This window comes from Amycolatopsis orientalis DSM 43388, assembly GCF_000411975.1.
GTDB classification, from domain to species: Bacteria; Actinomycetota; Actinomycetes; order Mycobacteriales; family Pseudonocardiaceae; genus Amycolatopsis; species Amycolatopsis orientalis_D.
This window is the reverse complement of sequence record NZ_ASXG01000196.1, coordinates 296,059-315,608: the sequence shown is the minus strand read 5'-3', so window position 1 is coordinate 315,608 and position 19,550 is coordinate 296,059. Positions and strand designations below refer to the sequence as shown.

17 protein-coding genes and 1 pseudogene are annotated in these 19,550 nt (G+C 69.2%); 1 reads left to right on the top strand and 17 read right to left on the bottom strand.

All coding sequences use genetic code 11. The features are described from left to right. Positions 1-19: 19 nt before the first annotated feature. On the bottom strand, positions 20-664 hold the full coding sequence (locus L942_RS41445) for a TetR/AcrR family transcriptional regulator (RefSeq protein WP_037370942.1): 645 nt from the start codon (positions 662-664) through the stop codon (positions 20-22). Between the two features lie 123 nt (positions 665-787). Further along, on the bottom strand, positions 788-1,216 hold the full coding sequence (locus tag L942_RS41440; protein WP_037370822.1) for an organic hydroperoxide resistance protein: 429 nt from the start codon (positions 1,214-1,216) through the stop codon (positions 788-790). 392 nt (positions 1,217-1,608) lie between these two features. On the opposite strand from L942_RS41440, the gene L942_RS41435 reads away from it, so the two are divergent. Beyond that, positions 1,609-2,232, top strand: coding sequence for a chorismate mutase (locus tag L942_RS41435; RefSeq protein ID WP_235079673.1), 624 nt, complete (start codon positions 1,609-1,611; stop codon positions 2,230-2,232). A 205-nt stretch (positions 2,233-2,437) separates the two neighbouring features. Here the strand turns inward: L942_RS41435 and L942_RS41430 are convergent, their stop codons facing one another. From L942_RS41430 to L942_RS41360, 15 genes and pseudogenes are all read right to left on the bottom strand, one after another. Further along, on the bottom strand, positions 2,438-3,490 hold the full coding sequence (locus L942_RS41430) for an aldo/keto reductase (RefSeq protein WP_037370820.1): 1,053 nt from the start codon (positions 3,488-3,490) through the stop codon (positions 2,438-2,440). Between the two features lie 211 nt (positions 3,491-3,701). Continuing rightward, positions 3,702-4,514, bottom strand: a pseudogene (locus tag L942_RS41425) (pyridoxal-phosphate dependent enzyme). A 264-nt stretch (positions 4,515-4,778) separates the two neighbouring features. Beyond that, entirely contained in the window at positions 4,779-5,774 is a 996-nt protein-coding gene (locus L942_RS41420; protein WP_200863087.1) for an NAD-dependent epimerase/dehydratase family protein, read from the bottom strand. Between the two features lie 503 nt (positions 5,775-6,277). Next, the gene (locus tag L942_RS41415) at positions 6,278-7,717 is read right to left on the bottom strand and encodes a pyridoxal phosphate-dependent decarboxylase family protein (RefSeq protein WP_051166597.1); all 1,440 of its coding nucleotides are present in this window, start codon (positions 7,715-7,717) and stop codon (positions 6,278-6,280) included. A gap of 323 nt (positions 7,718-8,040) precedes the next feature. Next, positions 8,041-8,652: an LLM class flavin-dependent oxidoreductase gene (locus tag L942_RS41410; protein WP_037370819.1), complete on the bottom strand. Its 612-nt coding sequence runs from the start codon at positions 8,650-8,652 to the stop codon at positions 8,041-8,043. Next, the gene (locus L942_RS41405; RefSeq protein WP_037370818.1) at positions 8,649-9,131 is read right to left on the bottom strand and encodes a (2Fe-2S)-binding protein; all 483 of its coding nucleotides are present in this window, start codon (positions 9,129-9,131) and stop codon (positions 8,649-8,651) included. The genes L942_RS41410 and L942_RS41405 overlap by 4 nt, the downstream gene beginning before the upstream one ends. Then, a complete protein-coding gene (locus L942_RS41400; protein WP_037370817.1) occupies positions 9,128-9,946 on the bottom strand; it encodes an FAD binding domain-containing protein in 819 nt (272 codons plus the stop codon). Before L942_RS41400 ends, L942_RS41405 begins: the two co-directional genes overlap by 4 nt. 10 nt (positions 9,947-9,956) lie before the next feature. Further along, a complete protein-coding gene (locus tag L942_RS41395; protein ID WP_037370816.1) occupies positions 9,957-10,682 on the bottom strand; it encodes an enoyl-CoA hydratase in 726 nt (241 codons plus the stop codon). Further along, the gene (locus tag L942_RS41390) at positions 10,679-13,012 is read right to left on the bottom strand and encodes a xanthine dehydrogenase family protein molybdopterin-binding subunit (protein ID WP_037370815.1); all 2,334 of its coding nucleotides are present in this window, start codon (positions 13,010-13,012) and stop codon (positions 10,679-10,681) included. The genes L942_RS41395 and L942_RS41390 overlap by 4 nt, the downstream gene beginning before the upstream one ends. Next, a complete protein-coding gene (locus L942_RS41385; protein ID WP_037370814.1) occupies positions 13,009-13,773 on the bottom strand; it encodes an SDR family NAD(P)-dependent oxidoreductase in 765 nt (254 codons plus the stop codon). The genes L942_RS41390 and L942_RS41385 overlap by 4 nt, the downstream gene beginning before the upstream one ends. Positions 13,774-13,775: 2 nt before the next feature. Continuing rightward, the gene (locus tag L942_RS41380) at positions 13,776-14,570 is read right to left on the bottom strand and encodes an MBL fold metallo-hydrolase (RefSeq protein WP_037370813.1); all 795 of its coding nucleotides are present in this window, start codon (positions 14,568-14,570) and stop codon (positions 13,776-13,778) included. After that, positions 14,567-15,679 carry a zinc-binding dehydrogenase gene (locus L942_RS41375; RefSeq protein ID WP_200863086.1) on the bottom strand — a complete coding sequence of 371 codons (1,113 nt, stop codon included), beginning with the start codon at positions 15,677-15,679 and terminating at the stop codon, positions 14,567-14,569. Before L942_RS41375 ends, L942_RS41380 begins: the two co-directional genes overlap by 4 nt. Next, positions 15,676-17,076 (bottom strand): aldehyde dehydrogenase family protein, encoded by a 1,401-nt coding sequence (locus L942_RS41370; protein ID WP_037370811.1) that lies wholly within the window; start codon positions 17,074-17,076, stop codon positions 15,676-15,678. The genes L942_RS41375 and L942_RS41370 overlap by 4 nt, the downstream gene beginning before the upstream one ends. Beyond that, complete coding sequence (locus tag L942_RS41365) at positions 17,073-17,795, bottom strand: SRPBCC family protein (protein WP_063695854.1); 723 nt, start codon at positions 17,793-17,795, stop codon at positions 17,073-17,075. The genes L942_RS41370 and L942_RS41365 overlap by 4 nt, the downstream gene beginning before the upstream one ends. A gap of 77 nt (positions 17,796-17,872) precedes the next feature. Beyond that, positions 17,873-19,414: a class I adenylate-forming enzyme family protein gene (locus tag L942_RS41360; RefSeq protein WP_037370810.1), complete on the bottom strand. Its 1,542-nt coding sequence runs from the start codon at positions 19,412-19,414 to the stop codon at positions 17,873-17,875. Positions 19,415-19,550 lie beyond the last annotated feature (136 nt).

Below are 19,550 nucleotides of genomic sequence, written 5' to 3'. Positions count from 1 at the left end.
CCGCTGGAAGCGGCGGACTTCAGCGTTTCCGCTTGGCCCGGCCAGCCCGCTGCTTCGCGAGACCGCGGATCAGCGCGACGAACGGGCCGATTTGCGAGCTGTAGCTCGTGCCGTCGAAGCTTTCGGCCACCGAAAGGCCGTCGGTCAACGCGCGCCCCGTGACGGCCAGCTGGCGGACGAGGGTTTCCCCCTCCTCGTCGCCGTCGGGCGCGAAGATCGGTGCGAGCGCGGCCACCCACGACGCGTGCGCGTAGTCCCGGATGCGGCGCACGGTGGCCTGGATCACCTCGTCGTCTTTCTGCGGGCCGACGCTGATGGCGACGAGGAGCCGGAGGTAGTCCGGCCGCCGGTCGAGGGAATCGCAGGCAGCCGAGAACCACGCCTCGAGCCGCTCGAGCGGTGCCAGGTCGTCGAACGACGACGGACTCGGGAACAACGCGTGCAGCTCTTCGAAGGTGCGCTCGAGCAGTGCCGACAGCACCCCGAGCTTGCTCCCGAAGTGGTAGTAGATCGAGCTGGGCGGAAGGCCGGACTGCGCGCCCAGGTCCGAGATCGCCATGCCGTCGTAGCCTTTTTCGCCGACGAGGGCGCGAGCCGCGTTCAGGATGATCTCTCGGCTGCTCAGCCCCGCCGCAGCCGGCGCGGAGCCGGAATCCCTCACCATGCCGGTCATGATAGGTCTGCCTCGCCGACCTGCCCCCGCCGGGCGCGCGGCAGCCTCGATGCGTCAGCGCATTCCGCGCGCTCCGGCCGGGCCGACCGTCCACATCGGCCCGGCCGGAACGGATCAGGCCACGGTCGCGTCGACGGTCACCGGGATGTTGCCGCGCGTCGCGTTGGAGTACGGACAGATCGCGTGGGCAGCCTCGACGAGCTCGTCGGCCGTCGCCTGGTCCACATCGGACAGTTCGACGTGCAGCGCGGCACTGAGCGTGAATCCGCCTTCCGGCGTCGAGTGCACCTGCACCTCGGCGACGACCGCCGAGTCGGTGACCGCAGTCGTCCGCTGCGCCGCAACGGCTTTGAGCGCCGAATGGAAGCACGACGCCCAGCCCGCCGCGAACAACTGCTCCGGGTTGGTCGCGCCGCCGGGGCCGCCCATCTCCTTCGGGATGGCCAACGCGACGTCGAGCAAGCCGTCGGCGGACCTGGCCTGGCCTCCCGCCCTGCCGTCGCCGGTCGAGGTCGCGATGCCGACGTAAAGAGGTGTGCTCATGACAGGGGTCCCTTTCTTCATCGCGAGATCGCGATACCGAACGTTCTATCCCTCTCCATCGTCACCGCTCGCGTCACCACCGTCAAGACCGAACGTTCTAGCTAGCACCTTCTCCGGTCCCGCCACCGCTCGTCCCGCGGAGACGGAAGAGCTGCTGCGACTGACGGCCGCAGGCGCTTCGGGGTCGGCCACGGCGGCTCGCGAGGTGCGGAGCCGGCCGAAACTGGCCGCACAAGCGGAATGGGCAATCAGTCGAAGAAAACTGTATAGTGATCGCTACATACAGACCGCAACGCGCCTCTGCGAAACGGAGGTGCCAGCGTCCGAGCGGATGAGGAACGTCCGTCATCTCCCTTCCGCGCACGAAAGAGCGAGGCGAGCAGTTGAGCAAGGTGTTTCGAGGCATCGCCGCCACCGCCCTGACGGTGGCCGGCGCGATGTCGCTGACCGTTTCCCCGGCCTCAGCCGCCGCGGGCGCTCCTCCGGTCGGCGCTCCGGCGACGCATCAGCCGTTCGGCAGGCTCGGCACGCTCACCGAGCTCGTCATCGAACGCCTTCGCGTGAGCGATGACGTCGCGGCAGCCAAGTTCGGCTCGGACTCTCCGATCGACGACCCCGCCCGCGAACAGCAGGTGCTTGACGAGGTGCGACGGCAGGCGGCCGCACTCGGGCTGGCCCCGGACGCGGCGGCGATGTTCTTCCGCGACCAGATCACCGCGAGCAAGATTGTCCAAAGAGGACTGTTCGCCCGCTGGACGGCGCACCCCGGCGAAGCTCCTGTTGCTCGCCCCGGCCTCGGGCAGATCCGCACCCGGCTCGACCGGCTGACCACGGACCTGCTGCGACAGCTCAAGGCCACCATGCCGGTGCGCACGCAGCCGGTCCCCTGCGCCGTCCAACTCACCCTGGCCGCCGGATCCGCGGTGGTCCGGAAAAGGCTCGATCCTCTGCACCGCCAAGCACTCGGCACCGCCGTGCACTCCGTTTGCCCCGCACTCGGCTTCAGCCGGTCGTAGCTGGCCGCCGCAGGGACAGCCACTCCGAATCGCGGTGCCCTGACTGCCCGACTTCGGACGAACCGCGACGAGCGTCGCACACTAGGCCGCGAAGCTGCTGGCGATCACGGTGGACTTCAGCGCGCAGTTTCCCTGGCATAGTCCTAGACGATGACGGCACAGTCCCGGGCGACGACTTCTCGAGACCTCCTGATCGCAACGCTGATCACTGCACGGGAACGAGCGGCGCGTCGAGGAGGCTTCGGGCACCGTCGGCGCCTCCGGCCAACGCGGCCGCCACGTCTTCGTGAGGCGGGCCCAACCGGACGGCGCTGACCTCGTTCAGCAGCCGGTAGTGCTCGTCGGCAAGCTCAACGTCCAGCGCGTCGAGGTAGCTTCGCAGGTGGGCCGGGGTGCGGGGTCCGACGATGGGGATCATCGAGGTGGCGGCCCGAGCGGCGCGCTCGCGCAACCAGGCCAGGGCGACCTGGACCGGGCCGGTCCCGATCTCGCTGGCGACCGCGAGGACCGCGTCCAGCACGGCGGTGCGATTTCCCGTGCCCTCGATGTCCGGCAGCCCGCCCCGCGCGCTGAGCCGCCCTTGCTCACCGTTGCGGTACTTCCCGGTCAGGAGGCCGCCCGCCAGCGGGGAGTAAAGGACGGCGCCCAGGCCGTGCGCCTCGGCCATCGGGATCAGCTCCCGCTCCGCGGCGCGCTCGGCCAGGCTGTACTCGGTCTGGATGCCGACCAGCGGCGCGCGCCCGGTCGACTCCGACCGGACCGCGGCGCCCGCGACCCGCCAGGCCGGGAAGTTCGACAGGCCGCCGTACCGGATTTTGCCCGCGCGGACCAGGTCTTCGAACCCGGCAAGGATCTCCGCCGCCGGGGTGACCCCGTCGGGAAAGTGTGGCATGAAGACGTCCACGTAATCCGTCTTCAACCGCCGCAGGCTCTCCTCCAAGGAGCGGATCATCGTCCTGCGGCTGTTGCCCGTGGTCCCCGGCCGGACATCGGGCCGCCGGGTCCCGCTGTATTTGGTGATTACCACGAAGCCGTCGCGCTCGCGGCCGAGAAGTTCGCCAAGCACGGTCTCGGCTTCGCCGTTCTGGTAGATGTTCGAGACGTCGAACGCGATGCCGCCGGCCGCGACGAACTCCTCGAAGATCGCCTTGGCCCCCGCGCGACCCGACGCACCCGGCGCCGAGCCGAAGCTGGCCGTGCCCAGCACGTATTCCGAGACTCGCAAGCCGCTCTGCCGACCGAATGTCTGATAGCGCAAGGGATCTCCTCGATGCACGAACGGTGAGTACGGTTCGGACGTTACCACAAAAAACGAATGGTCGTTCTTTATGGCTCCAGTCGGCGTCCTCCGACGGGCACCGTCTGCCGTCGGCCTCGAAGGTGTCGAGCGCTCGTGGAGTGGACCAGGACTCAACCCCGGCAGTACCCTGGCCCCGCCTTGTCCGGGCGAGCACATAGCCGCGGCCGAACTACGCGGCGATCAGTTCGGCGAAGCGCTCCGGGGCTGACGTTCCCGCCGCTGATGACTACCCCCGACTCGGCCGGCCGCCGGGATCTGCCCGCCGATCATCGCCGCCAGACCGGTCGCGCCGCTGGGCTCGAGGACGAGCTTGAAGCGTTCAAAGGCGCACCGCATCGCCTCGCGCACGGCACCGTCGGTGGCCAGGGCGATGTCGTCGACCAGGTTCCGGTTGATCAAAAAGGTCAGCTCGCCCGGGATTTCGGCGGCTTGGCCGTCTGCGATGGTCCGAGAAACGGGGATCGACACGCGTTTGCCCGCGTCGAGAGAGCGCTTGGTGTCGTCGCCCGCCACCGGTTCGACCCCGACGACACGGATGCCGGGCCGCAGGCCCTTCGCTTCGGTCCAACTGCCCGCGACGAGACCGCCTCCCCCGACCGGGACGACGAGAACGTCGAGGGCCCCTCGTCCTCGAGCAGTTCCAGCGCCGCGGTTCCCTGGCCGGCGATCACGTGCGGGGGCCTCGTGAGGCGGATCAGCGCCAGGCCCCGCTCTGCCGCCAACGCCTCGCCGAGCGCGACGCGGTCGCCGGTGTACCGGTCGCAGGTGACGGTCTCGGCGCAGCACTCCCGATTAGCGTCCACTTTGGACTTCGGCGGGTCTTCGGGCACCGGCCCGCTGGAGGTTCTCGCATTTCAAGAACACTTCGGCGCCGACGAGCTCGTCGAGAGCCCGGGAGCGCACGACAGGGGTTTCGGTGAGCGACACCGGCCAACCGGGCGGATGCGTCGCGGACGTCGTCGAGAGTCGCGGGTGGGGCCATGATGCTGCTTGCTCACGGGTTTCGGCGAGTAGGTGAACTAGCGCCGCATCGCGGTTGCCGAAGGTGAGGACCCGGTAGCGTTCGGCAAGGCGAGGCACTAGTCCGGCCCACAGCGACAGGGTGCCGGCCGTGCCCGTTGCTAGCGGAGGTCCGCCAGCCCGCTCAACCCGGAGCTCGGCGAGACGCCGGTGCCGACGGAGTCCACGGAGTGGGTGCCTCCAGGTTTCGGCAAACGACGGGACGCGCGGCAGCGGTGCCGCGACGTCAGGGCTGCGCGAGAGTCATTTCCGCGAATCCCTCGGCAAGATCCATCCCAGGGGCGTAGCCGAGTTCGCGGCGTGCGGCTGTGATGTCGTAACTGCGGTCGCGGCCCAAGAACGCGACCAGCCAGTTGGTCAGCATCGGCGGCTTCGGTCGGCGCAATAACCGGGCACCGCCGTCGAGCACGGCTCCCAGCGGCGCGGCGACACCGAGCGGAACACTGCGCGCCCCGCTCACGTCGACGCCCTGAGTGGCCACAAGGCGGGTCATGAAGTCGCGAATCGGCATCGGATTGGCGTCGGTGACGTAGTAAATGCCACCGGGCCGGCCGCGGGTCAATGCGAGTTCGACGGCCGCGGCCAAGTTGCGGACATGGATGAAGTCCATAATGCGGCGCCCCTGATCGATCCACGTCCATCCGCCAGCCCGCGCGAGATCTGCCAGCTCGGACGCAGTGGCCATCCCGGCGCCCCAGACGAACGGCGGGCGCAGCACCACTGTGTCCATTGCCGGGGCGTCCGCGGACAGCAGGGCCTGCTCGGTCGCGAGCTTGACGCGGCTGTAGGCGATGTTGGGCCGGCCGTTGTCGGTGCGTTCGTCCACCACCGCCGCGCGCTGACTGCCGGTGGAGACACTCGCCGCGCTGATCACCACGAACCGGCCGACCCCGGCCGCGGCCGCAGCCTCGTGCAGCGCAACCGAGGGGAAAAGGTTGTCCCGGCGGAAGCTTGCGTCATTACCCCAGAACTCCATCCGAGCCGCCGCGTGAACGACAGCGTCGCTGCCGGACAGGACGGATGTCCACCCGGGCGGTGTACTGCCGGGGGTCAAGTCGGCCAGATCGCCCTTCACCACGTCCCCGCCGGCAGCACTGGCCAGCTCGGCGGCACGATCGGACCGCGCAAGCGCCAGCACCGTGTGGCCCTGGCCGGCGAGTCGCCGCACCAAGTGCCGGCCGACGAACCCACTGCCGCCCGTCACGAAGATCTTGATGGTCAACTCCTCTCGCGTTGCATGTTCGGCCCCGTCCTCCTGCTGAGGCGAACCCCGACTCCCTGCGAGCCAGGCCACTGCCGCAGCCTTCCGGGTATCCTCGCACTAATTATAGTGAACGTTACACACACAACGTCAATCCCTCCATGAACGGATCCGACAAAGAGGAATCGGCTTGCCTCCCGCATTGCCCGCGTCCGCGTTCCGCGCGCCGGAACGACGGCCCGTCTCGCGGAGGCGGGCTATCCGACCTTTGAGCCGTTGATCCGGGACGAAAGCAGCAGCCCTGGTCGGGCGTGAGTCGTGGCGTGCCCAAAGTCTCGACGACGCGGCGTGCGCCCCTCGTCCTCCCTCAGGGTGCGGAACGCCTGCCGATGACCTCGAGACTGAAATGGACATTCACCGCGGCCAGTCCCGGAATGCCCAGTGCTGTTGCCGGCAGGAGAATGGACTGGGTATCCGCCAGCCGAGTGACTGGAGGACGCCCCTCGACACCGACGATTCGCCATTCAGCCCAGGGAGGCCGGCAGGCACCCCGCCTCCCGCTTCTCGACGACCTCCCGCAGGCGCGTGAGGATTAACTCGATGTCGTCGATTGTGGTGCGGTGATTGGTGATGCAAGCCCGGATGCCGTGCTTGCCGTTGATCACCACCGGCCCGAGCAGAGCGGTGTTCTCCTCGGCGAAGGCCTTGATCAGTGCGGTCTGCTCGGCTTCAGAAGCCCCATCGACCACGAAACAAACGGCTGTCAGCGTGACGGGTGCTAGCAGGGTCAAGCCGGGAACGGCCTCGATCCCCCGCCCGAGGTGCTGCGCGAGCCGGAGCGTGCGGCGGGTGGCGTCGCGGAAGGCATCCACTCCGAATGCCTGCAGCGCGCTCCAGACCTTGAGAGCCTTGAAGTTCCGTGACAGCTGAAACCCGTAGTCCATGTAGTCGGTCATCAAGGGATCTTCGGTGACAGTAAGGTACGAGGAATCGAATGCGTGCGCCGCGCGCAGCTTAGCGCCGTCACGCACTAGGAGACATCCTGCTTCCATCGGGGCGAACAGGAGCTTGTGCGGGTCCAGGGTGATCGAGTCCGCCCGCGCGGCACCGCCCATGAGCTCGCGTATTTCCTCGCACAGCAGGAAAAGAGCCCCGTAGGCACCGTCGACGTGCAGCCACAGCTCCTGCTCGGCGCACAGGTCGGCGATCGCCTCGAGCGGGTCGACCGAGCCGGTTGCGACAGTGCCGCAGGTCGCCACCACGCACCACGGCTCGCGGCCTGCTCGGCGGTCCGCATCGATGGCCGCGGCCAGAGCGGCGACGTCCATCCGGTTCTGGTCGTCAGTAGGAATGTGGCGCACGTTCTCGATGCCGACGCCCAAAATCACTGCGGCCTTGTCGACGCTGCGGTGCGCCTCGACGGAGGTGTAGACAACCAGCGGGGCAGCCGAGCGCTGGAGGCCGCTCTGCCGGAACCCCGGCACCCGATCGTTCAGCGCGGTAGCGAGAGCCTGCAGAGTAGCCAGAGAACCGCCCGCAGTCAGAATGCCCTTGGCCGCAGTCGGAAAACCCACGACCCCGGCCAGCCACTCCACTACGGACCGCTCGACAACGCTCGCGGCCGGCGAGAGCTGCCAGAAGTTGCAGTTCTGGTTGATCGTGGCTGCGACTGCCTCCGCGTAGGCCGCGACTCCGTTGGGCGGCCCGAGCACATAGGCGAGGAAGCGAGGGTGGGCCACCCTGGTCGAGCTCGGCAGGATCGTGTCCTCGAACCGGTCGAACAGGCCGTCGACGCCGATCCCCTTGTCGGGCATCGAATTCGCCAGCAGATCCGCCAGCCGCTCCCGGTCCGGCTCGGGAAGCACCTCCGCCTGCGGGAGCTCTCGCTCGTACCGGTCCAGGAGGGCCAGCAGACGCTCGCCTGCCCTGACCCGCTCACCTTCGGTCAACACCAACTCGCTCATACATAGCACGATAATTCAAAAGACATAGCATTCGATGCTATCTTCAACCCCGTATCTTGCACTTGAGAAGCATCTCATGCTCATAAATTGCACTACAGGGCAATATCCTGCCTCCTCATGCAGGATGAGTGCTTGACGGCTCGAGGTTCCGGAGGCAGCCAGGGCCATGCCGGATCAACGCGCTGCGGTCGGACCCTCGCGACTTCCGGGCTGGGGGACAGCTGGGAGCAACGCCGTATTCACTCACGTCGGCAGGTGCGCCATGGCGGACAGCGCCTCCAACACCACACCCTCGCTGACGGGAGGGCGCGATTCGGCCGCGCTCAGGCCGTGGCCGCTTCGAGCCAGGCGACCGCCTCGTCCGCTGATCGCAAGACACGCGTGAGCGGTGCCACGACCTCCTCAGCCTCAGGCCGGACATGGGCGACCGCACCGTCGCTGCGAGGAATGCTTGCGCCGAGCCGGCTGGCTCGCCGCACCTCGCCGCGCCAGTCCCGGAGTCCGTCCGGCGACGCGGCGGTCAGCCAGGATCCGGCCACCCGGGCTGCCAGCCGCCCGGGACCGGGACCGTCGCCGGCCACGAGTACCGGGAGTTTCCTTACCCGCTCGAGCACTTCCTCGATCGTTCTTTCAGCCGCGGCCGCGTCGCTGTAGGGGCCGTCCTCGGCGGCCAGCGGGCCGAGTCCGAGGATGAAGCGGCCGTCGCTGAAGTAGTCCAGAGTTTCCGCTGCGCGCGCCACGGCCGCGGAGTCCCTGGACGTGGTGAGGCAGCAGACGCGCGCTCGCCGGGCCAGCGCGGCCACGGCGGCGCAAGCGGTGAAGTCCTGCTCGAGGTAGATCGTGTCGCAGCCCGCCTCGTCGAGCGCCACGCAGGTCCGTCGCAGCTCGGCCGCGGGCCGCCCGCGAAGCCGCAGCACGGCGCCGTGACGCGTCACGCCGGCTCCGCTCCGGTGCCCAGCTCGCCGGCTGCGGCCTCGACCGCGTCGACGATGCCGACATATCCGGTGCAACGGCAGATGTTGCCCGACAGCTCCTCGCGAATGCGCGCCCGGCACGGCCGTTCCTCGCGGTTGAGCAGGTCGAGCGCGGACATCAGCATGCCCGGAGTGCAGAAACCGCATTGGAGCCCGTGGCGGGTCGAAAAAGCTTCCTGCAGCGGATGCAGGCTGCCGTCCTCCCCAGCCATGCCCTCCACGGTCGTGACCGAGGCGCCGTCGGCCTGGACGCCGAACATGAGGCACGCGCGGACCGGCTCCCCGTCGACGAGCACCGTGCACGCGCCGCACACTCCATGCTCGCAGCCGACATGGGTGCCGGTGAGGCCCAGATCCTCGCGGAGAGCGTCGGCGAGGGTGCGCCGCGGTTCGACCTCGACGGTGCGGCGATCGCCGTTGACGGTGAATTCGACCTTCATGCCGCGGCACGCTCCTTCTGCTGGACAAGGGCACGGCGGACGAACTCCGCAGTCATCGCTCTCCGGTACTCGGCTGAGGCGTGGATGTCCGAGCCGGGCGAGATGGCGGCGACGGCGGCGGCCGTCACCTTTTCCAGAGGCGCGCCCGAGTCGTGCAACTGTTCAGCCTCCTTGACGCGAACCGGAACTCCGCCGACTCCGCCGACCGCGATCCGCCAGTGCCCGCCAACCTCCGCGGCGGCGACCGTGACCAGGCCGAAGTCGCCATGCCTGCGGGAGAATTCCGCGAAGCCCCACCGCTGCGGCAACGGCATGTCGATCGCCGTGATCATCTCGTCTTCCTCGAGCGTGGTCTCGAGGGCGCCGACGCAAAAATCCGCCGCGGAACTCGTGCGGGTGCCTCGCGGGCTCGCAAGGTGGATGGTCGCTTCCAGCGCCGCGGCGACCACGGGCAGTTCGGCTGCCGGATCGGCGTGGGCGAGGCTCCCGCCGCTGGTGCCGCGGGACCGGATCGCCGCGTGGCCGATCCAACGGGCCGCTTCGGCCAGCATCGGATGCGCGGTCTGCTCCGCCAGGCGGGCGTGGCGGACCAGCGCGCCGATCCGGACGCCCCCGTCGACGGGCACGATCATCGACAGGCCGGGAATGCGGTTGATGTCCACGAGCACCTTGGGCCGGGCCATGCGCACCGCCAAAACTGGCACCAGGCTCTGGCCGCCAGCGATGATCTTGGCGTCGCCGTCCGCGTCGGCCAATGCCTGAACGGCGTCCCGGACGCAAGTGGCCCGGTGGTAGTCGAACGGTGCGGGTTTCATGACAGACCTTTCAGCGCCCTTCGAAACGCGGGGCGCGTTTCTCGGCGCGGGCACGCCGGCTTTCCGCGAAATCCTCGCTGCTCCAGCAAGAATCGAAGAGCTCACCGAGCCGTGGCTCCACCGGGCGCGGCTCGAACATCGATTCCAGTGCGGTTTTGGCGTACTGGAGAGACAGCGGCGCGAGTTCCGCGATCTCCCGCGCCCACGCCATCGCATCAGCCAGCGGACCGAGCCGGTCCGCCAAGCCGCAGCTCTGCGCCCGGCGCGCATCCAGCGTTTCGGCCCCGAGCAGCATCGCGCGTGCCGGTCCTCCGCCCGCGAGCAAGGCGAGCCGCCGCACGGTCCACGGGTCGACGGCGAGGCCGTTGCGCGCCGTCGGCACGGCGAAAACGGCGGTGTCGGCGGCGACGCGAAGGTCGCAGGCGATCGCGAGCTGCGTCCCGGCGCCGATGGCGGGACCGTTTACCGCCGCGATCACGGGTACCGGCGCTGCGACGATGGCTCGCAACGTGGCATAGAGCGCGGTCCGGAACCCTTCGCCGTAGACGCCGCCGAGATCGGCACCGGCGCAGAAGCTGGTGCCCGCGCCGGTCACGACGATCGCCCGGACAGCACCGGCGAACTTCTCGACCGCCGCGCGCAACTCGTCGAGATGTCCGACATCGAGGGCGTTGCGCTTGCGGTGGCGGTCGAGAACGATCAGCCCGACGCCTTCCTTCTCCTCCGCGGTGATCATCGCAATGCCTCCCAGACCGCAGCGGGCGACAGCGGCAGGCGGGTGATCCGGACTCCGAGGGCGTCGGCGACGGCTCCGGCCAGCACGGCGTTCGGCCCCAGCGTGCCTCCCTCCCCCACTCCGCGCACCCCCAACGGGTTGTCCGCGGGCTTGGACAGGTGATCGATGACGAGGTCCGGGACCTCGGCGCTGCTGGGCATCAGGTAGTCCATCAGCGTGCCGGTGGACAGGTTCCCGGCGTCGTCGTAGATCAGGTGCTCGTACAGCGCTCCCCCGATGCCCTGTGCGATGGAACCGGCTATCTGTCCCTCGACGATCTGCGGATTGATCACCGTGCCGGCGTCTTCCACGCACACCCACTTGAGGATCCGGATTTCCCCGGTCGCCCGGTCGACTTCGACAACGGCCGCCTGCGCGCCGGCGGCGAACGCCCCGCGGATCGGGTCGTAGAACTTCGTCGCCTCCAAGCCGGGCTCGATGCCCTCGGGCAGCCGGTTGGACTCGAGGTAGGCGACCCGGGCGACTTCGGCGAGAGTGCCGAGGGGCTTCGGGTCGCCGGCGACGCAGATCTCGCCCGCCCGGATCTCCAAATCGTCCGGGCTGACCTCGTACAGCTCGCTCGCCAGCCTGCGGATCTTCTCGCGGACCGTCTGCCCGGCGCGGTGGGCGGCACCGCCGCCGATCACCGCTTGACGGGACGAGAACGCGCCGAAACCCCAGAGAGACTCGTTCGTGTCGCCGATGCGCACGTCGACGTCCTCGAAGCGCACGCCGACCGCGTCCGCCACGACCTGCGCGACGGTGGTTTCCAGGCCCTGGCCCTGCGAGGTCACCCCGGACAGAACGGTCACCCGGCCGTCCGGGTCGACCCGCACCGTGCACGCGTCGTGCCCGGTGCGGAACGGCATCCGCGGACCCGCCGCGGCGGCCCGGCCGAGGCCGGTGAGCTCGTTGTAGCAGGCCATTCCGAGCCCGATCGGGTTCTCTCCTCGCTCGCGCCGCCGGCGCTGCTCGGCGAGGAAGTCCTCGTGGCCGATCGCGGCGATCGCCTTCTCCAGGCATTCCCCGTACCAGCCGGAGTCGTCGACGAGCCGCGACGGCATCCGGTACGGAATTTCGGCCGGGGTGATCAGGTTCCGCCGCCGAATGTCCACACTGGACATTCCAAGAAGGCCGGCCGCTTCGTCGAGCACGGATTCCATGGCGAAAACGCTCGCCGGGCGGGCGACACCGCGGTAGGGGCCGGAAGGAGCCGTGTTGGTGGCGACTCCTCGGACCGTGCAGCGGTAGTGCTGCAACCGGTACGGGCCGGACAGCAGCCCGCCCGCCATCAACGGCTCGATCCCCGCCGTCCAGGGATAGACCGAATACGCCCCCACGTTGCACGTGACGTCGGCGTCCACGGCGACCAGCGCGCCCTCCGCCGTGAACCCGGCCCGCATCCGGTATCGGTGGTCACGGGCGTGGGTAGCGGCGAGCAAGTGCTCCGCCCGGTCTTCGACCCACTTCACCGGAACGCCGGGCATCCGCCGCGCCACGAGACACACGGCGACGTCCTCCGGGTACAAGACCGCCTTGACGCCGAACCCGCCGCCGACGTCGGGTGCGATGACGCGCACCGTGCCTTCGGGGAGGCCGAGCAGTTCGGCCAGCATGTTCCGCGCTAGGTGGGGAACCTGAGTCCCGGACCAGAAAGTCAGGCGCTCGCCATCCCAGACCGCTGCCCCGGCCCGGCATTCCATCGGGTTGCCCGCGTGCCGGTTGGTGATCAGCTCCCGCTCGACCACGAGGTGCGCGCCCGCCATCGCCTCCGCCACCTCGCCCGTGTCGAAGGTGCGTTCCAGCAAGACGTTGTCGGGCGCGTCGGCGTGCAAGGGCTCCGCCGGTTCCGTCCAGGCGGTGACCGTGGCGGGCAACGGCTCGTAGTCCACGTCGATCAGCTCGAGGGCGTCCTCTGCCTGGTACCGGTCATCGCACACCACGACGGCGACCGGCTCTCCGGCGAAACGTACTTTTTCCTTGGCGAGTATCGGCTGTTCAGTCTCCACATAGGACGGGAGCGCGGACCGTGCGCGCAGGGAGACAGCCGCGAATGCGGGGTGGTCGCCGCTGAACACCGCTCGCGCCGCGCCCTCGGCGGCCGAGGTGTCGACGGAGTTGATGCGCGCGTGGCCGTAGGGGCTGCGCAGAAATGCGATGTGCCGCATCCTCGGCAGCTGCAGGTCAGAGACGTACCGGCCCCGCCCGGTCAGCAACCGGGCGTCCTCTTTGCGACGGACGGTCCGGCCGACCGCGTGTCCGTCGTCGGGTTCCTCGCGGTGCGCGGTCATGGCATCGCGTACCCGCCGTTGACCGACACGATCTGTCCCGTGGTCCACGACGACCGCGGCGAGGCCAGCAGCAGGATGGTCGGGGTGATGTCCTCGGGCGTGCCAAGGCGGCGCAGCGGGTATGCGGAAAGGATCTTCTTCATCTTGTCGTCGTCTGCGTTGCCGGTGTGCGCGTCGAGGCTCTGGGTCCGCACCAGTGCGATCGAGACGGCGTTCGCGCGGATCTTGTGTCGCGCAAGTTCCTTGGCAAGGGACTTGGTCAGGCCGACAGTGGTCGAGCGGGTGGTCGCGGTGACGAGCAGCCGCGACTCGCCGACGCGGCCGGAGTCGCCCATCAGGCTGACGATCGATCCGCCCCCGTTGTCCGCCATCTGCCGGGCCACGGCCTGGGTGACGCGGAGCGTCCCCTCGACCGTGACCCCGATCTGCGGCGCCCAGTCCTCCTCGGTGGTCTCGAGGAAGGGCTTGCTCTGGGTCGCGGCGGCGTTGTTGACCAGCACGTCGATCGAGCCCAGCTGGTCGGCGACCTCGGACACGGCCCGCGCCACCGACTCGCCGTCCTGCAGGTTCGCACTCACGGCCATCGCCCTGACGCCGAGCGCGGCTGCTTCCTTGGCGGCTTCCTCCGCGCCATCGGCCGAGGAGTTGTAGTGGAAAGCCACGTTGGCGCCTTCCCCGGCGAAGGCGAGCCCGATCGCCCGCCCCAGCCCCTGCCCGGCACCGGTGACGAGGACGTTCTTCCCTTGGAGCTGAAGATCCATGGTCATTCCTTTTCGAGTTGGGCGAACCGGCGCTCGCCGTCCACTGTGATCAGCCGTCCGGGCGGAAAGTGCGCCGCGGCAAGCACGTCGGGCCGGTCGGCGACGACCTCGACGAGTTCCGCGCGCACCTTGCGGGCGGCCACCGGATCGAGGTCGAACACCGCTTCCCACGCCGGGTCGGTGAGTTCGACCGGAGAATGGGCGACATCGCCGAGCAGCATCGCCCGCTCGCCTTCGCTCGACACGACGTACACCGCGGTTCCGGGGGTGTGCCCGGGCAGGTGCCTGGCGTCGAAGCCAGGAGCGAGGCTGGTGTCGTACTCGAACGTTTCCAGGCGATCGGTCAACGGCGAGAGCTTGCGCACCGCGCCCGGATCGGCATCGGGGCTCTCCACGAAGTGGGCCCAGTCGGCTCGATGCACGCGGTAGGTCGCGTTCGGGAACACGACTCGGCCCTTCTTGGTCGCCCAGCCGACATGGTCGAAATGCAAGTGCGTGAACACGACGTCGGTGACTTCGGGGGGATCCACCCCGAGTGCGCGCAGGCTCTCCAGGAACTGCCCGCCGTGGTACTTGTCGTTGTCGATCGTGCCGACGCCCGCGTCGACCAGAATGACCCTTTCCCCCGTCCGGACGAGGAAACCGCCGAGTTCCAGATGCAGCCTGCCCGATTCGTCGAGGAGGTGCTCGTGGCACGACCACGGGTCGGAAACGCCGGCAAGGGTGAGCACTTCGCGGGCGGGTTCCCGGCCGTAGCCGTCGTATACCGGCTCGACGCTCAGCGCTCCGACCTTCATTGCGCGCTCTCCGGCACGACAAGAGTGCGGATCCCCCTGCCGGCCGCCATTTCTTCCAGCGCGGCGTCCACATCGGACAGTTTGCCGCTGCCGGTGACCATGGCCGCGAGGTCGAGCCGTCCTTCCCGGATATGGTCGAAGTAGCGCGGCAGATCGCGGTTGGCGTCCAGGGAGCCGGCAACGCATCCGACCAAGGTGCGGGCGAAGTGGAACAGTTCGAGCGCGCTGAAGGCGACCTGGTCTTCCTTGCCTCCGATGCCCACCACGCACGCGGTTCCGCCGCGCCGGGTCATCCCCCAGGCTTCGCGGATCGTGCGGGCGGAACCGACGCAGTCGAAGGCGAAGTCCGCGCCCTCCTTGCCGGTGAGCGCACGGACGGCTTTCCGGGTGTTGTCGTCGGCGGGCACGAAGTGGTGCGCGCCGAGCTGAGCGGCCAGCTCCGCCTTGTCGGGGTTGCGGTCCACGCCGATCACGGTCGTGGCGCCGGCGAGCCGGGCTCCCTGCACGGCGGCGAGGCCGACGCCACCGAGTCCGAGGACCACCACGGACGAACCGGCGGTGACCGCAGCCGTCTTGGTGACGGCTCCCACGCCCGTGGTGACGGCGCAGCCCAGCAGGGCGGCGTCCGCGGTGCTGATGTCGTCGGGAACCTTGACCGCGGCCGCGGCCGGAACCACGGTCTGCTCGGCGAACGAGCCTACGGTCAGCCCCGGATAGACCGGTTCTCCGGACGAGTCGAGCGCATACGGCTCGGCACCGCGGGCGGAACCGTTGACGCACAGGTGCGGCTCGTCGCGCGCGCAGCTGGCGCAGTGGCCGCACGGCGTGATCCACAGCAGGATGACCCGGTCGCCTTCCCGCAGGTTCTCGACATCCGAGCCCGCTTCCACGACGGTTCCGCACGCCTCGTGGCCCAGGACGGCGGGCAGCTGCTGCGCCAGCACGCCGCGCGCGAGCGAAAGGTCCGAATGGCACACCCCGGTGGCTTCGATCCGCACCCGGACGTCGCCCGGGCCTACGTCGCGCAGGCGGATCCGCTCGACCTCCATCGGCTTCTCCGTCGAACGCAACACGAGCGCGTTCACTTCCACCCGGAATCCGTCTGTCACAGCTGCACCGCCTTGATCTCGAGAACGTCCTCGATGCCGTAGTCGCCGATCTCCCGCCCGATGCCTGACTGCTTGTAGCCGCCGAAGGGCGCGCGCGGGTTGAACGGAGCCGCGTTGACGTCGAGCTGACCGGTGCGGATCCGTGCGGCCCAGTCGAGCGCCTGTTCCTTGTCTTCGATCCACAGCGCGCCGCCCAGCCCGTAGATCGAATCGTTGGCCAGTTCGACCGCGTGGTCGTCCGATTCGGCGGACAGGATCGACAGAACCGGACCGAAGATCTCTTCCTGCGCGAGCCGCGACGACGGGTCAACGTCGCTGAACACCGCCGGGGCGACGAAATACCCCTTCTCGGGCAACGCGCCGCCGCCGGTGACGAGCTTCGCCCCCTGCGGCTCGAGGAAACTCTCCACTTCCTTGCGCTGCCCCGCGGAGATGAGGGGGCCGAGCCGCTCGCCGGGCACGTACTTCGCCGCCGCCGCCGCGGCGAGCTCTTCCGCCTGCGCCAGCCGGGAAGCCGGGACGATGAGGCGCGACAACGCCGTGCAGGTCTGGCCGCCGTTGAGGAAGCAGTTCGCGACGGTCACCTTGACTGCCTTCGCCAGCAGCTCATCGGACACGTCCGAGAGCACCACGCTCGCGGACTTGCCGCCGAGTTCCAGGGTGACGCCCTTGACGGTCTCGGCGGCGGCCGCGGCGACCTGCCGACCGACCGCAGTGGATCCGGTGAACGACACGTGATCGATGCCGGGGTGGCGGGACAAGAGGTCTCCGACCACCCGGCCACCGCCGGTAACCAGGTTGAGCACCCCGGGCGGGAACCCGGCGGTCTCGAAGGCCCTGGCGAGCTCGAAGGCGCTCAGCGGCGTCAGTGCCGCCGGTTTGAGCACGACCGGGCAACCCGCCGCGATCGCGGGCACGACCTTGACGACCACCTGGTTCAGCGGAAGGTTCCACGGAGTGATCGCGCCGACCACACCCACGGGTTCGCGCAGGATCACCGAGTGGCCGAGGTCCCGGCGGAAGGGGAATTCCTCGAGCGCGTCGGCGGTGCGGGCGATGACTGCGAGCGGCACGTCCACGTGCAGTTTCCGTGCGATCGGCGGCGGGGAACCCTGTTCCCGGGTGATGAGGCCGGCGAAGAGGTCGGCCCGCTCCGCGATGACGTCATGCAGGCGGCGCAGCGCGGCGGCCCGCTGCGCCACCGAGGTCGCCGACCATCGCGGGAAGGCCGTGCGGGCGGCGGCCACCGCGTCCTCGACGTCGGACTCCGAACCTTGAGTCACCACGCCGGTGACCTGTTCGGTAGCCGGGTTCTCCACCTCGCTGTCGTCGCCGTGCCCGGCGACCCAGTCACCGCCGATGTAGAGCGAGGATTCACGGATCAGCTGGTCAGTCATCGGACGGTCTCCTCGGAGTAGACCCGGGTGCCCTGGGCCGGGAACGACAGATTGATCACGACAGGCGCGCCGGCCGACGCGGAGCCGGCGCGCGTGGGTTTGCGGTTGCGGCGCAACAGGATCCCGGCCAGGACGGCGAGCAGCCCGGCAGCCACCGGGAGGGCGCGCTTGGCGATCAGACCACCCATGCCGGAGAACACGTCGAGCACGTCGGCATCGGATTCGCCGTCGGAATGGACCGCTTGCGGCGCTGGCGGCGCGTCGGCCGAAGCGGCGCCGGGGGCGAATTCGGCCTCCAGCCGCTGGACGAACTGCCCGATCAGCCTGCTGGTCACGTCGGAGATCACTCCGCGGCCGAACTGGGCCACGCGACCGGAAAGGTCGAGTTCGGTGCGGACGTCGACCTTGGTCCCCGAGCCCTGTTCGGCCAGGAGCATCGTCACCGTCGCCGCGGCGTTGCCCTGTCCGCCCGCGTCCTTGCCTTCGGCCCGAACCACCGCGCGGTGCGCGTTCGCGTCCTTCTCGGCGAATCGGGCGGTCCCGCTGTACCGCGCCGCGACAGGGCCGACCTTGATCTTCACCGAACCGCTGTACACGTCGCCTTCTACGCCGTGCAGCGACGCGCCCGGCAGGCAGGGCGCGACGCGTTCCAGGTCGGTCAGGACCCGCCACGCGTCGTCGACCGGCAGGTTCACGGTGAAGGTGTGGGAAAGCTCCACAGAAGCCACCTTACTAATTAACGTTAGTTTGTACTGTAGAGGCAGAAGGTGCCCGGGTCAATGGCGCGCGAGGGTCTTCAGGTGGACGCGGGCAGCTGCTCCCGGAGCAGGAAGCGCATGATCTTCCCCGATGCCGTTCGGGGAATCGCCTCGACCTCGACGATTTCGGCGGGCACCTTGAACCCGGAGAGCTCGCGAGCGCACTCCCGCAGCAGCGCCTCGACGTCCAGCGTCCCGGGATTCTCCGCGACGACGAACGCCACCGGCACCTCGCCGAGGTCGGCGTGGTCGCGCGCCACCACGGCTGCGTCGCGGACCTGCGGCGACTTGAGGAGCACGGCTTCGACCTCCGCGGGGTAGATGTTCTCCCCGCCCCGGATGATCAGCTCCTTGGTCCGGCCGCTGATGGTCAGAAACCCGTTGGGATCACGCCGCCCCAGGTCCCCGGTCCGGTACCAGCCGTGGCGCAGCACCTCGGCGGTCGCCTCGACACGGTTGTGATAGCCACGCATCACGTTGGGTCCGCTGACCCAGACTTCGCCCTCCTCGCCCACAGCCACGTCGTCGCCGGTCGCCGGATCCACCAGGCGCACGCCGACGCCCGGCATCGGAAGTCCGCACGAGCCCAGCACCCGCCCGCCTTCGACGGTGTTCATCGTGACCATCGTCGAGGTTTCGGTGATCCCGTAGCCCTCGATCAGCGGCACCCCGAAAACCTGTTCGAACTCGGAGTTCAGGGCGACGGGCAGGATCGCCCCGGCCGAAACGCACAACCGCAACCCACCACTGCGGACAGTGCGCTCCCGCGCGGAATGCACGAGGTACTGAAACATCGTCGGCACCCCGGGCAAGATCGTGAAGTTCTCCGCCGCCACCAGCTCCAGCACCCGTCGCGGCGAGAACTTGGTCATGATGTGCTCGGACGCTCCCGTGGCGAACACGCCCAGCACGCACAGGACCAGCGCGTACGAGTGGAACAGCGGGAGCGGGCACAGCACCCGGTCCTCTTCGGACAGTCCGGCGATCGGAGCCCAGCAGGCGGCGACCACCCACAGGCAGCTTCGCTGGGTCAGCAGCACCCCTTTCGGCCGGCCGGTGGTGCCCGACGTGTAGAGCATCCACGCGACCTCGTCCAGGCCGAGGTCGTCGCGCGGCGGCCGGTCGGGCTCGGTTCCGGCCAGCTCCTCATAGGACTGTGCGCCGTCGATCCGCCCGGATCCGACCACCAGGACCACAGCTCCCCCGACGCCCGCCAGCTGGCGCGCGTGCGCGGCGTGCGCCCGGTCCGTGACGATCACCGATGCGCCGGAATCAGCGAACATGTACTCGATCTCCGCAGGAGCGGCATCGGCGTTCACGCAAACGCCGACCAGCGAAGCCCTCGTCGTCATGAGGTATGCCTCGGCGATGTCAGTGCTGTTGTCCAGGTAGATCAACACGCGATCGCCGCTGGCGACCCCCGCGGCGGCGAGGTGGCCCGCCACCCTGCGGGTCCGCTCGGCCAGCTCCCGGTAACCGACCGATCGGCGGTCGTCGCTGAAAGCGATCTTGTCTCCCCATCGCTCGGCTTGCTCGACGAGCAGCTGGGGCACGGGACGGATCAGCTCGACTTTGAGCATGAGCACTCCTGCGACTAACTAATGATAGTTAGCTTCAAGAGCATAGTCAGCGCTTCCCGAACCCACAAGAGGAGAACGCCCGGGCACTCGATGCCAGTCGCGACGAGAAGGCCAGGGCTCAGCAGGCGGGTTCCGC

Coding starts and splice junctions, on each gene's coding strand:
- L942_RS41415 (WP_051166597.1), bottom strand. CDS start 7,717: ATGAGCGAGTTGGTGTTGACCGAAGGTGAGCGGGTCAGGGCAGGCGAG.
- L942_RS41440 (WP_037370822.1), bottom strand. CDS start 1,216: ATGAGCACACCTCTTTACGTCGGCATCGCGACCTCGACCGGCGACGGC.
- L942_RS41380 (WP_037370813.1), bottom strand. CDS start 14,570: ATGAAGGTCGGAGCGCTGAGCGTCGAGCCGGTATACGACGGCTACGGC.
- L942_RS41360 (WP_037370810.1), bottom strand. CDS start 19,414: ATGCTCAAAGTCGAGCTGATCCGTCCCGTGCCCCAGCTGCTCGTCGAG.
- L942_RS41395 (WP_037370816.1), bottom strand. CDS start 10,682: ATGATCACCGCGGAGGAGAAGGAAGGCGTCGGGCTGATCGTTCTCGAC.
- L942_RS41370 (WP_037370811.1), bottom strand. CDS start 17,076: ATGACTGACCAGCTGATCCGTGAATCCTCGCTCTACATCGGCGGTGAC.
- L942_RS41445 (WP_037370942.1), bottom strand. CDS start 664: ATGGTGAGGGATTCCGGCTCCGCGCCGGCTGCGGCGGGGCTGAGCAGC.
- L942_RS41390 (WP_037370815.1), bottom strand. CDS start 13,012: ATGACCGCGCACCGCGAGGAACCCGACGACGGACACGCGGTCGGCCGG.
- L942_RS41385 (WP_037370814.1), bottom strand. CDS start 13,773: ATGGATCTTCAGCTCCAAGGGAAGAACGTCCTCGTCACCGGTGCCGGG.
- L942_RS41405 (WP_037370818.1), bottom strand. CDS start 9,131: ATGAAGGTCGAATTCACCGTCAACGGCGATCGCCGCACCGTCGAGGTC.
- L942_RS41400 (WP_037370817.1), bottom strand. CDS start 9,946: ATGAAACCCGCACCGTTCGACTACCACCGGGCCACTTGCGTCCGGGAC.